Annotated in this window: 8 protein-coding genes; all 8 read left to right on the top strand. The window is 66.8% G+C overall.

Annotated elements, in window-relative coordinates:
- A partial coding sequence (locus ACT9AS_RS08980; RefSeq protein WP_445099766.1) for a M4 family metallopeptidase occupies window positions 1–1,836 on the top strand: 1,836 nt, incomplete at its 5' end.
- 215 nt (window positions 1,837–2,051) lie between these two features.
- Window positions 2,052–4,136: a M20/M25/M40 family metallo-hydrolase gene (locus ACT9AS_RS08975; protein WP_445099765.1), complete on the top strand. Its 2,085-nt coding sequence runs from the start codon at window positions 2,052–2,054 to the stop codon at window positions 4,134–4,136.
- A gap of 172 nt (window positions 4,137–4,308) precedes the next feature.
- Window positions 4,309–4,824: a nucleotide exchange factor GrpE gene (grpE, locus tag ACT9AS_RS08970; protein WP_445099764.1), complete on the top strand. Its 516-nt coding sequence runs from the start codon at window positions 4,309–4,311 to the stop codon at window positions 4,822–4,824.
- A gap of 108 nt (window positions 4,825–4,932) precedes the next feature.
- Entirely contained in the window at window positions 4,933–6,858 is a 1,926-nt protein-coding gene (gene dnaK, locus ACT9AS_RS08965) for a molecular chaperone DnaK (protein WP_445099763.1), read from the top strand.
- 149 nt (window positions 6,859–7,007) lie between these two features.
- Window positions 7,008–8,138 (top strand): molecular chaperone DnaJ, encoded by a 1,131-nt coding sequence (gene dnaJ, locus ACT9AS_RS08960; protein ID WP_445099762.1) that lies wholly within the window; start codon window positions 7,008–7,010, stop codon window positions 8,136–8,138.
- 49 nt (window positions 8,139–8,187) lie between these two features.
- Entirely contained in the window at window positions 8,188–8,898 is a 711-nt protein-coding gene (dapB, locus tag ACT9AS_RS08955; RefSeq protein ID WP_445099761.1) for a 4-hydroxy-tetrahydrodipicolinate reductase, read from the top strand.
- Window positions 8,899–9,171: 273 nt separating this feature from the next.
- Window positions 9,172–10,311: a glutamine-hydrolyzing carbamoyl-phosphate synthase small subunit gene (gene carA / locus ACT9AS_RS08950; RefSeq protein ID WP_445099760.1), complete on the top strand. Its 1,140-nt coding sequence runs from the start codon at window positions 9,172–9,174 to the stop codon at window positions 10,309–10,311.
- A gap of 1 nt (window position 10,312) precedes the next feature.
- Window positions 10,313–13,564, top strand: coding sequence for a carbamoyl-phosphate synthase large subunit (gene carB / locus ACT9AS_RS08945; RefSeq protein WP_445099759.1), 3,252 nt, complete (start codon window positions 10,313–10,315; stop codon window positions 13,562–13,564).
- The last annotated feature ends 146 nt before the right edge of the window (window positions 13,565–13,710 follow it).

Raw genomic sequence — 13,710 nt, 5'->3', positions numbered from 1 at the left:
GTCGTGTCGTACTTCGCCGACAAGGCCGGCGGCGGCGCGCCGACGCGGCCGGTGGTGATCGTCGATGCCGATACCGGCCGCATCCTGCACCAGTACGAAAACCTGCAGCCGGCCGATGGCACCGGCCCGGGTGGCAACCAGAAGACCGGCCAGTACGAGTATGGTGTCGACTTCGGTTATCTCGACGTGCAGCAGAGCGGTAGCACCTGCACGATGAACAACGCCAACGTCAAGGCGGTCAACCTCAACGGCGCCACCAGCGAATGGGGCAAGCCCGCCTATTCGTACAACTGTCCGCGCAATACCTTCAAGCAGGTCAACGGCGCCTACTCGCCGATCAACGACGCGCTGTACTTCGGCGGCGTGATCTTCGACATGTACAGCGATTACATGAATGCCGCGCCGCTCAGCTTCCAGCTGACCATGGCGGTGCACTACGGCTCGCAGCACGAGAACGCGTACTGGAACGGTTCGGCGATGCTGTTCGGCGACGGCAGGACCCGGTTCTACCCGCTGGTCTCGCTGGACGTGTCGGGCCACGAGGTCTCGCATGGCTACACCGAGCAGAACTCGGGCCTGATCTACGAGAACCAGTCCGGCGGCATGAACGAGGCCTTCTCGGACATCGCCGGCGAGGCCGCCGAGTACTACATGAACGGCAGCAACGACTGGCTCATGGGCGGCCAGATCGTCAAGGGCAACGGCGCGCTGCGCTACATGGCCAACCCGACCCAGGACGGCGTGTCTATCGACCACGCCAGCGACTACCAGAACGGCATGGACGTGCACTATTCCTCGGGCGTCTACAACAAGGCGTTCTACACTCTGGCCACGACGTCGGGATGGAACACCAAGACCGCGTTCCAGGCCTTCGCCCGCGCCAACCGCGACTACTGGACCGCCAGCAGCACCTTCAACCAGGGCGCGCCGGGCGTGGTCCAGGCGGCGTGTGACATGGGCATGGATGGCCAGGACGTGATCGACGCGTTCCAGGTCGTCGGCGTCAATGGCGGTTCGCTGCCGTCGGGTTGCGGTGGCGGTGGCGGCAATGGCGATCCCGTGGCGGACTTCACCACCAGCGTCAACGGCCTTACGGTGAGCTTCACCGACGGCTCCACCGACAGCGACGGCAGCATCGCGTCGCGCAACTGGGATTTCGGTGACGGTGGCTCCTCCACCCAGACCAATCCGAGCCACACCTATGCCGCGGACGGCACCTACAACGTCACCCTGACGGTGACCGACAACGAGGGTGCCTCCGATACCCGGACCAGGTCGGTGACGGTCGGCGACGGCGGCGGTGGCGGCGATGGCGAACTGGAGAACGGCGTGCCGGAGACCGGCATCAGCGGCGCGTCCAAGAGCAACCAGTACTTCACCCTGGTCGTTCCGGCCGACGCCACCAACCTGAAGTTCGTCACCTCCGGCGGCAACGGTGACGCCGACCTGTACGTCAAGTTCGGCAGCCAGCCGAGCACCACCGACTTCGACTGCAAGTCCGAAACCCCGACCACCAGCGAGACCTGCACCATCAACAACGTGCAGGCCGGCACCTACCACGTGCTTGTGCATGCCTGGAGCGCGATCTCGGGTGTCAGCCTGACCGGCAGCTACAACGACGACGCCCCCAACCCCGACCCGGATCCCGATCCGCAGGACGACTACGACTACGTCTACCCGCAGGGCCGCGGCAATTACGTGCCGGGGCAGACCGTGGTGCTGGCCAGCGATGGCGAGCTGTACCAGTGCCGTCCGGCGCCGTTCGGCAACTGGTGCAACAACAGCTTCTACCAGCCGGGCGGGCAGTTCTCGTTCATGGCCTGGACGAAGCTGTAAGACCGAAGCCGGAGCATCACGTACCGGTCGAATGACCGATACGGCATCTCCAGCGGCAACCCCGGTTTCGACCGGGGTTGCCGCGCACCGGCGCAAGGCATTGCCGATATCCGGCAAGTACGCAGAACCGTGAATTCCCTCAATCGGACCACCGTCACGAACACGGCGGGCACCCATCATTGCCGCGTGACCGCGCGGCCGACAGGAGCATTCCCATGAAGTTGCGATGCCTCACCATGCTGATTGCCGGAGCCCTTTACTGCGGCGCGGTATCGGCGCAAGCCAGTCCCCCGCATTCCCATGCCGCCAATGAGCTGGCGTCGATGCAGCTCGAGTCCGATCCGTTTGCCCCGGTCTACATCGTGACCGCGGACAAGACGTTCAAAGGTATCGCCAGCTTCGCCCGCAACGGCGCGGCCCGGCGCGACAGCATCGGCAACACGCTGGTGGTGTCGGAGATCAAGGCCCACCAACTCAGCCAGGTCAACGACTACATCCATCAGCGCGAACATCGCTGCGGTGGATATTTCGCGTTCCGCACACGGGCCGAGGCCGATGCCTTCGTGCGCTCCGACCGCTCCGCGGATGCGGTCCGGTCGTCATTGCTGGCCGACTACAGCATCGACAACCAGGCAACGGTGGATCCATGGCTGGCGAGCGTCAGCGAAAGCAACCTCTACGACACCATCGACCATCTTTCCAGCTACCGGAACCGCTATTACAGCAGCAGCTACGGCAAGGCTTCGGCCGAATGGATCCGTGATACCTGGCAGGGCCTCGCCGCCGGTCGCAACGACGTCGATGTCGAACTGTCCGGCTGCAGCAGTTGCTCGACCCAGCCCTCGGTCATCCTGACCGTCCAGGGCGCCGAGCTGCCCGACGAAGTGCTGGTGCTTGGAGCCCACCTGGACTCCATCAACGTCAACGGTGGCGGCAGCAGCAACCAGGTGGCGCCCGGCGCGGACGACGACGCATCCGGCATCGCCACCCTGACCGAAGTGATCCGGATCGCCCTGGCCAATGGCTGGCAACCGCGGCGCACGGTCAAGTTCATGGGCTACGCCGCCGAGGAGGTCGGCCTGCGGGGTTCCAATGCGATCGCACAATCCTTCGCCAACGACGGGGTCAACGTGGTCGGCGTGATGCAGCTGGACATGACCAACTACAAGTCGGGCGCAGTCGATGACATGCAACTGGTCACCGACTACTCCAGCACGGCCCTCAAGGCATTCCTTGTCGATCTGTTCGACGAATACCTGGCGCCCCTTGGCCTGACCCGTGGTACCTATACCTGCGGCTACGGCTGCTCGGACCACGCCTCGTGGACGAACGCCGGCTTCCCGGCCGCGATGATGTTCGAGGCCGGCGATCCCGGTGGCTACAATCCCAACATCCACACCTCGTACGACACGCTGCAGAGCATGGGCGAGTCGGCGCAGAACAGCGTCAAGTTCGCCAAGCTCGGACTGGCCTTTCTGGGCGAGCTGGCCAAGACCGCGGGCGACACCGAACCGCCGGAGAACCAGGCGCCCACCGCAGGCTTCAGCTCCAGCGTGAACGGCCTGGCGGTGAGCTTCACCGATGGTTCCAGCGACAGCGACGGCAACATCGCATCGCGCAGCTGGGACTTCGGCGACGGCGATTCCTCGACCCAGACCAACCCCAATCACACCTATGCGGCCGATGGCACCTACGACGTCACCCTGACGGTGACCGACAACGACGGCGCAACCGATAGCGAGACCAAGTCCGTGACCGTGGCCGTTGGCGGCGGCGGTGGTGATGGCGAGTTGGAGAACGGCGTGCCGAAAACCGGTATCAGCGGCGCCTCCAAGAGCAACCAGTACTTCACCCTGGTGGTTCCGGCGGGCACCACCAGCCTGAAGTTCGTGACTTCCGGTGGCAACGGTGACGCCGACCTGTACGTGAAGTTCGGCAGCCAGCCCAGCACCACCAGCTTCGACTGCAAGTCCGAAACCCCGACCACCAACGAGACCTGCACCATCAACAACGTGCAGGCCGGGACCTACCACGTGCTGGTGCATGCCTGGAGCGCGATCTCGGGTGTCAGCCTGACCGGCAGCTTCAACGACGATGCTCCCGACCCGCAGGACGACTACGACTACGTCTACCCGCAGGGCCGGGGCAGCTACGTGCCGGGGCAGACCGTGGTGCTGGCCACCGACGGCGAGCTGTACCGGTGCCGTCCGGCGCCGTTCGGCAACTGGTGCAACAGCACCGCAGCCCATTTCCAGCCGGGCGTCGGGCAGTTCTCGAACATGGCCTGGACGAAGCTCTAGCAACCACGCGCCGGTGCGGACACCCGCACCGGCGCGATCGCGGGGCCGTCCGGGCCTGGCCGGACCATGGCCGGCCGCAGCTTGAATTCCCCTGCAGCGGCCCCATTGCTCGTTCCTGTCGTCAACATATCCACGGGATCCATGCCCGTGCGCGCCAGGACCAGAGCCCAGCATGACCACCGAACCCATGAAGGACGCGGCCGAGCAGGCCGCCGTCGATAACGAGCAATCCCCCCTCGCGGCCGAACTGGAGGCCGTCCAGGCCGAGCTCGCCCAGCTGCGCGAAGACACCCTGCGTGACCGCGCCGACCTCGAAAACCAGCGCAAGCGCCTGGAGCGCGAGCGCGACACGGCGCGCAAGTTCGCCAACGAACGCCTGCTGGCCGAGCTGTTGCCGGTCATCGACAGCCTGGAAGCCGGCCTCGCCGCGGCAGGCGAGGATGCCGTCGCGCTGCGCCAGGGCATCGAGCTGACCCTCAAGCAGCTGCTGAAGGTCACCGCCGACAACGGCCTGGTCGAGGTCAACCCGGCCGGACAGCCGTTCAACCCCGACCACCACCAGGCGATGAGCACGGTCGACAGCGCCGAGCACCCGCCCGGCCACGTCGTGCAGGTCTACCAGAAGGGCTGGCTGCTGAACGAGCGTCTGTTGCGCCCGGCGCTGGTCGTCGTCAGCAACCACGACTGAATCGTGCGGTCCGCGGCGGTTCTTGAACTGCCGGACGCCGACCCCAGATAGCGTTCATCGGCGGCAAAGACCGCCCCAAAACATCCGGATTCAAGAGGGAGCAACACCATGGGCAAGATCATCGGTATCGACCTGGGCACGACCAATTCGTGCGTGGCGATCATGGAAGGCGGCAAGGCGAAGGTCATCGAGAACGCCGAAGGCGACCGCACCACGCCATCCATCGTCGCCTACACCAAGGACGGCGAGATCCTCGTCGGCGCCTCGGCCAAGCGCCAGGCCGTCACCAACCCCAAGAACACCTTCTATGCGGTGAAGCGCCTGATCGGCCGCAAGTTCACCGACGGCGAAGTGCAGAAGGACCTCGAGCTGGTGCCGTACAGCATCGTCGCGCATGAGAATGGCGACGCCTGGGTCGCGACTGCCGACGGCAAGAAGATGGCGCCGCAGCAGATCTCCGCCGAAGTGCTGAGCAAGATGAAGAAGACCGCCGAGGCCTACCTGGGCGAGACCGTCAGCGAGGCGGTGATCACCGTGCCGGCGTACTTCAACGACAGCCAGCGCCAGGCGACCAAGGACGCCGGCAGGATCGCCGGGCTCGACGTCAAGCGCATCATCAACGAGCCGACCGCGGCCGCGCTGGCCTATGGCATGGACAAGAAGGGCGGCGACCGCAAGGTCGCGGTGTACGACCTCGGCGGCGGCACCTTCGACGTGTCGATCATTGAAATCGCCTCGGTCGACGGCGAGATGCAGGTCGAGGTGCTGGCCACCAACGGCGACACCTTCCTGGGTGGCGAGGACTTCGACAAGCGCGTCATCGATTACCTCGTCGACGAATTCAACAAGGACCAGGGCATCGACCTGCGCAAGGACCACCTGGCCCTGCAGCGCCTCAAGGACGCCGCCGAGCGCGCCAAGATCGAGCTGTCGTCCGCGCAGCAGACCGAGGTCAACCTGCCGTACGTGACCGCCGATGCGAGCGGCCCGAAGCACCTCAACATCAAGCTGACCCGCGCCAAGCTGGAGTCGCTGGTCGACGATCTGGTCAAGAAGACGATCGGCCCGTGCCGCACCGCGCTGAACGACGCCGGCCTGCGCGCCAGCGACATCGCCGAGGTGATCCTGGTCGGTGGCCAGACCCGCATGCCGAAGGTCGGCGAAGCGGTGGCGGAGTTCTTCGGCAAGGAGCCGCGCAAGGACGTGAACCCCGACGAGGCCGTCGCGCTCGGCGCCGCGATCCAGGGCGGCGTGCTGGCCGGCGACGTCAAGGACGTGCTGCTGCTCGACGTGACCCCGCTGAGCCTCGGCATCGAGACCCTGGGCGGCGTGTTCACCAAGATCATCGAAAAGAACACCACGGTGCCGACCAAGGCGTCGCAGACCTTCTCGACCGCCGAGGACAACCAGTCCGCGGTCACCGTGCACGTGCTGCAGGGCGAGCGCGAGCAGGCCCGCTACAACAAGTCGCTGGCGCGCTTCGACCTGTCCGGCATCGAGCCGGCGCCGCGCGGCATGCCGCAGGTGGAGGTGTCGTTCGACATCGACGCCAACGGCATCGTCCACGTGACCGCCAAGGACAAGAAGACCGGCAAGGAGCAGAAGGTCGAGATCAAGGCCGGCTCGGGCCTGTCGGACGAAGAGATCCAGAAGATGGTCGCCGACGCCGAGGCCAACCGCGAGGAAGACCAGAAGTTCCACGAGCTGGTGCAGGCACGCAACCAGGCCGACGGCCTGATCCACATGACCCGCAGCACCATCAAGGAGAACGGCGAGAAGCTGCCGGGCGACGCGATCGGTGCGGCCGAAAGCGCGATTGCCGAGCTCGAGACTGCGATGAAGGGCGACGAGAAGTCGCAGATCGAGGCCAAGAGCAAGGCGCTGGAAGAGGCCGTGCAGGCGTTGATGGCGGCGCTGCAGTCGCAGCAGCCGGGCGCGGATGCGGCCGGTGACGCCGGTGCCGGTGCGGGCCAGGCCGCCGACGACGTGGTCGACGCCGAGTTCACCGAGGTCAAGGACGACGAGAAGAAGTAAGGCGTCCAGGTCCTCCGTTCGAACCAGGTCCACGCCTGCGGGCGTGGACGTATTGAGGGCCCGGGTCGCCACGCGCGATTCCGGGCCCGTTGTTGCATGACCACCAGTCCCCGTCCCGGTCATCCGGTGGGGCAGGGAAGCAGTGGAAGATGAGCAAGCGCGATTACTACGAAGTCCTGGGCGTGGCCCGCGATGCCGGTGCCGACGACCTGAAGAAGGCCTACCGCCGCTGTGCGATGAAGTACCACCCGGACCGCAACCCGGGCGACCACGCCGCCGAAGCCTCGTTCAAGGAGTGCAAGGAGGCGTACGAGGTGCTGGCCGATGCCAATCGCCGGCGCATGTACGACCAGCACGGCCATGCCGCGTTCGAGCACGGCATGGGCGGCGCCGGGGCGGGTGCCGGCTACGCCGACATGGGCGACATCTTCGGTGACATCTTCGGCAACATCTTCGGGGGTGGCGCCGGTGGTGGCCGCGGTCCGCGTCGCGGTGCCGACATCGGCTACGTGATGGAGCTGTCGTTGGAAGAGGCCGTCCGCGGCATCGAGAAGCAGGTCGAGATCCCCACGCTGGACGAGTGCGAAACCTGCGACGGCAGCGGCTCGGCCGACGGCAAACTCGATACCTGCCAGACCTGCAACGGTCGTGGCCAGGTGCGCTTCCAGCGCGGCATTTTCTCGATGCAGCAGGGCTGCCCGCATTGCGGCGGCCGCGGCCAGACGATCGCCAATCCCTGTGGCGACTGCCACGGCCAGGGCCGTATCGAGAAGACCAAGACCCTGTCGGTCAAGATCCCCGCGGGCGTCGACAACGGCGACCGCATCCGCCTGGCCGGCGAGGGCGAAGCGGGGCCGGCCGGTTCGCCGCCGGGCGACCTCTACGTCGACGTGCGCGTGCGCGAGCACGAGATTTTCCAGCGCGACGGCGACGACCTGCATTGCGACGTGCCGATCCGCCTTGGCCAGGCCGCGCTGGGCGACACCATCCGGGTGCCGACCCTGGGTGGCGAGGTCGAGCTGCGGATCCCGACCGAAACCCAGACCGGCAAGGTATTCCGGCTGCGCGACAAGGGCGTTCAGTCGGTTCGCAGCCGCCGTACCGGCGACCTGTACTGTCGCGTCGTGGTCGAGACCCCGGTCAACCTGACCAGCGAGCAGCGTGAGCTGCTGGCGAAGCTGGAGGCGACCTTTACCGGCGAGAACGCACGCAAGCACTCGCCGCGTTCGTCGACCTTCCTCGACGGGGTGAAGGGCTTCTGGGACCGGATGACCTCCTGATCCCGACAACGTGCTTGTCGGCCCTTGCCGGGCCGGCTAGCCTGCGTCGATGAACCCGCCTATCCGCATCCTCATCCACGGCGCCTCGGGCCGCATGGGCCAGGCCCTGTCGCGGCTGTCGGCCGAACGCGACGATATCCAGCTGGTTGCCGCGGTGTCGCGCAGCAAGCCGGCGCAGCGGGTGGTGGATGGCGTGCCGCAGTTCTCGGTGGCCGAACTCCACGGTGTTCCCGCGTTCGATGTCGCGATCGATTTCAGCCTGCCGGCGGGTTTCGACGCCATCCTCGGGCTGTGTCTCGAACGCGGCGCCGCGCTGGTGTCGGGCACGACCGGACTGGGGCCGGAGCAGCGCGCGGCGATCGACCGTGCCTCCGCGCGCATTCCGGTGTTGTGGGCGGCCAATTTCAGCCTCGGCGTGGCGGTGTTGTGCGAGCTGGTCGAGCGCGCGGCCCGGACGCTGCCGGGCTGGGATTGCGACATCGTCGAATCCCACCACGTGCACAAGAAGGATGCCCCGTCGGGCACGGCGCTGGTGCTGGGCGCGTGCGCGGAGGAGGGCGGGGCGACACCACGCCACGCCGCCATCCGTGCCGGCGACATCGTTGGTGAGCACCTGGTGCAGTTCACCGGCCTGGGCGAGCGGGTGGAGCTCGTCCACCGGGCGACCAATCGCGACGTGTTCGCCCGCGGGGCATTGCATGCGGCCGCGCGGCTGGCCGGCCGGGACCCCGGAAGCTACGGACTCCGCGACCTCCTGTAGGAACGACGTAAGTCGCGATGGGACCTTCGACCGCTGCACGACTGCCTATCGCGACTTACGTCGCTCCTACACGGGCCCGGGACCTGGGTGGATATCCGCACCGCGACTGAACAAGCCGCTGGCGTCCAGGCGACTTCATCGCTAGAATTCCCGTTCGCCTGAACTCCATTTTCGGACCGGTCCCGCACCGTGTCCGCGCTTTGCTGCAACCTGCATTCCGGTTTGCGCTGCGCCTGGTGGAGTCAGGATTCCCTGGCAATCAAGGCGATCCCCGTGAACCAACCCGCAATCCTTGCGCTCGAAGACGGCACCATCTTCGAGGGCATTTCCGTCGGCGCGCCCGGCCTTTCGGTCGGCGAAGTGGTGTTCAACACCGCGATGACCGGTTACCAGGAAATCCTGACCGACCCGTCCTACGCCCGCCAGCTGGTCACCCTGACCTATCCGCACGTCGGCAACACCGGCTGCACCGACAACGACGACGAGTCGACCCGGGCCTGGGCCGCCGGCCTGATCGTGCGCAACGTGCCGCGCCGACCGAGCAACTGGCGCAACCAGGTCGCACTGCCGGAGTGGCTGGCCAAACGCGGCGTGGTCGCGATCGCCGACATCGACACCCGCAAGCTGACCCGGCTGCTGCGCGAGACCGGCGCCCAGTCCGGCGCGATCATGGCCGGCGACGGCCTCGATGCCGAGAAGGCGCTGGAAGCGGCGCGCAAGTTCGCCGGGCTCAAGGACATGGACCTCGCCAAGGAAGTCTGCATCCGCGAGCCGCTGCAGTGGCTCGACGGCCAGCTCGACCTCGACAGCGGCGAGTTCGTCCGCGCCGAGGCCATCCACCACGTCGTTGCCTATGACTTCGGGGTCAAGCACAACATCCTGAGGATGCTCGCCGAGCGCGGTTGCAAGGTCACGCTGGTGCCGGCGCAGACCAGCGCGGCCGAAGTGTTCGCGCTCAAGCCCGACGGCGTGTTCCTGTCCAACGGTCCGGGCGACCCGGCGCCGTGCGACTACGCGATCGCGGCGATCCGCGAGTTCGTCGACAAAAAGATCCCGACCTACGGCATCTGCCTCGGCCACCAGTTGCTCGGCCTCGCGGTCGGCGCCCAGACCCTGAAGATGAAGTACGGCCACCACGGCGCCAACCACCCGGTGCTGGACCTCGACAGCGGCCGGGTGATGATCACCAGCCAGAACCACGGCTTCGCGGTGGACGAGGCGACGCTGCCAGCCAACGTGCGCGTGACCCACCGTTCGCTGTTCGACGGCTCCAACCAGGGCATCGCCCTGACCGATGCGCCGGCCTTCAGTTTCCAGGGCCACCCCGAGGCCAGTCCCGGCCCGCACGACGTGGCGCCGCTGTTCGACAGGTTCGTCGCCTCCATGAATGACAAGAAAGCCGAGGCGCACTGACATGCCCAAGCGTACCGACATCAAGACCGTCCTGATCATCGGCGCCGGCCCGATCGTGATCGGCCAGGCCTGCGAGTTCGACTACTCCGGCGCCCAGGCTTGCAAGGCCTTGCGCGACGAGGGTTACCGGGTGGTGCTGGTCAACAGCAACCCGGCGACGATCATGACCGACCCGGACATGGCCGACGCGGTCTACATCGAGCCGATCAACTGGCAGACGGTCGAGAAGATCATCGCCAAGGAACGGCCCGACGCGTTGCTGCCGACCATGGGCGGCCAGACCGGGCTCAACTGCGCGCTCGACCTCGCCGACAACGGCGTGCTGGAGAAGTACGACGTCGAACTGATCGGCGCCTCGCGCGATGCGATCCGCATGGCCGAGGACCGCGAGCTGTTCCGCGTGGCGATGGCCGAGATCGGCCTGGAATGCCCGAAGGCGGCGGTCGCCAAGACCTTCGAGCAGGCGGTCGAGATCCAGGCGGCCGTCGGCTACCCGACCATCATCCGCCCCAGCTTCACCCTCGGTGGCAGCGGCGGCGGCATCGCCTACAACAAGGAGGAGTTCGAGGAGATCGTCAAGCGCGGCCTCGAGCTCTCGCCGACCAACGAGGTGCTGGTCGAGGAATCGGTGCTGGGCTGGAAGGAGTTCGAGATGGAAGTGGTCCGCGACACCGCGGACAACTGCATCATCGTCTGCTCGATCGAGAACTTCGACGCGATGGGCGTGCACACCGGCGACTCCATCACCGTCGCCCCGGCGCAGACCCTGACCGACAAGGAATACCAGCGCCTGCGCGATGCCTCGATCGCGGTGCTGCGCAAGATCGGCGTCGACACCGGCGGCTCCAACGTGCAGTTCGGCATCAACGCGCAGAACGGCCGCGTGGTGGTGATCGAGATGAACCCGCGGGTGTCGCGCTCCTCGGCGCTGGCGTCGAAGGCGACCGGCTTCCCGATCGCCAAGGTCGCGGCCAAGCTCGCGGTCGGCTACACGCTCGATGAGCTTCGCAACGAGATCACCGGCGGCGCGACCCCGGCGTCGTTCGAGCCGGCGATCGATTACGTGGTCACCAAGATCCCGCGCTTCGCATTCGAGAAGTTTCCGGCCGCCGATTCGCGCCTGACCACCCAGATGAAGTCGGTCGGCGAAGTGATGGCGATGGGCCGCACCTTCCAGGAGTCGCTGCAGAAGGCACTGCGCGGGCTGGAGACCGGCAAGGTCGGGCTCGACCCGACCGGCCTGGACCTGTCCAGCGAGGATGACCGGACCAAACTGCGGCGCGAGCTCAAGGAGCCGGGCCCGGAACGCATCTTCCATATCGGCGACGCCTTCCGCGCCGGCATGAGCGTGGAGGACGTGCACACCCTGTCGTTCGTTGACCCGTGGTTTCTCGACCAGATCGAAGAGATCATCGCCGCCGAAAAGAAGGTCGCCGAAGCCGGTCTGTCAGCGCTCGACGCCAATCGCATGCGCGCGCTCAAGCGTCTCGGTTTTTCCGACGCCCGCATCGCCCAGCTGACGGGTACCGACGAGGCTGCGGTGCGCACCCTGCGCCGCGCGTTCGGCGTTCGCCCGGTGTACAAGCGGGTCGACTCCTGCGCCGCCGAGTTCGCCACCACCACCGCCTACATGTACTCGACCTACGAGGACGAGTGCGAAGCCGACCCGAGCGACCGCGACAAGATCATCGTGCTCGGCGGCGGCCCGAACCGGATCGGGCAGGGCATCGAGTTCGACTACTGCTGCGTGCACGCCGCGCTCGCGCTGCGCGAGGATGGTTACGAAACCATCATGGTCAATTGCAACCCGGAGACCGTGTCGACCGATTACGACACCTCCGACCGCCTGTACTTCGAGCCGCTGACGCTCGAGGACGTGCTGGAAATCTGCGACCTCGAAAAGCCCAGGGGCGTGATCGTCCAGTACGGCGGCCAGACTCCGCTGAAGCTGGCGCAGGACCTGGAAGCCGCCGGCGTGCCGATCATCGGCACCAGCCCCGACAGCATCGACCTGGCCGAGGACCGCGAGCGCTTCCAGCAGCTGGTCGAGAACCTCGGCCTGAAGCAGCCGCCGAACCGCATCGCCCGCAACGCCGACGAGTCGATCGCGCTCGCCCGCGAGGTCGGCTATCCGCTGGTCGTGCGCCCGAGCTACGTGCTCGGCGGCCGGGCGATGGAAGTGGTGCATTCCGACGCCGACCTGTCGCGCTACATCCGTGACGCGGTCAGGGTCTCGGAGAAGTCGCCGGTGCTGCTCGACCGCTTCCTCGACAATGCGGTCGAGGTCGACATCGACGTGATCGCCGACAAGGACGGCAACGTGCTGATCGGCGGCGTGATGGAGCACATCGAGGAGGCCGGCGTGCATTCGGGCGACTCGTCGTGCTCGCTGCCGCCGTACTCGCTGTCCGCCGCCACCCAGGCGCGGCTGCGCGAACAGGTCGTCGCGCTGGCCAAGGCGCTCGACGTGGTCGGGCTGATGAACACCCAGTTCGCGATCCAGACTGACGCGAGCGGCGACGACACCATCTACCTGCTGGAAGTGAACCCGCGCGCGTCGCGCACGGTGCCGTTCGTGTCCAAGGCCACCGGAATGCCGCTGGCGAAGATCGCTGCGCGTTGCATGGCCGGCAAGACTCTAGCCGAGCAGGGTGCGACCGCCGAGGTCATCCCCGACTACTACTCGGTCAAGGAAGCGATTTTCCCGTTCGCCAAGTTCCAGGGCGTGGATCCGATCCTCGGGCCGGAGATGCGCTCGACCGGCGAGGTCATGGGCGTCGGCCGCAGCTTCGGCGCGGCGATGGCGCGGGCGCAGGAGGCCGGCGGGATCAAGAGCGTGCCCGATGGCGGCAAGGTCTTCGTGTCGGTACGCGACCCGGACAAGCAGCGGGTCGTGTCGGTCGCGCAGGACCTCGTGCGCCGCGGCTATTCGCTGGTCGCCACCCACGGCACCGCCGCCTTCCTGCGCGAGCAGGGGCTGGAGTGCGAGGCGATCAACAAGGTCACCGAGGGCCGCCCGCACATCGTCGACCTGATCAAGAACGGCGAGATCGCCTACATCATCAACACCACCGAAGGCCGGCAGGCGATTTCCGACTCGTTCTCGATCCGCCGCGAGGCGCTGCAGCAGCGGGTCACGTACTCGACCACCGTCGCCGGCGCGCGTGCGCTGGTGCAATCGATGGAGTTCCGCGGCACCGGCCCGGTGTGGTCGCTGCAGGAACTGCACGCCGAGGTGAACGGCAGCCGCTGACCCAGCGTCCGCGTAGGTTCCTTGTAGGAGCGACGTAAGTCGCGATGGGAAGCCGGCCGGCGACACCGGCTCCCGATGGCGACTTACGTCGCTCCTACAGGCCCATACCGTTTGCACACGCTCCAGCGGCTATCCGTGCACAATCG

The organism is Lysobacter sp. F60174L2 (assembly GCF_052547135.1).
The sequence above is the reverse complement of the archived record's forward strand: the minus strand, read 5'-3'. Positions and strand labels throughout refer to the sequence as shown.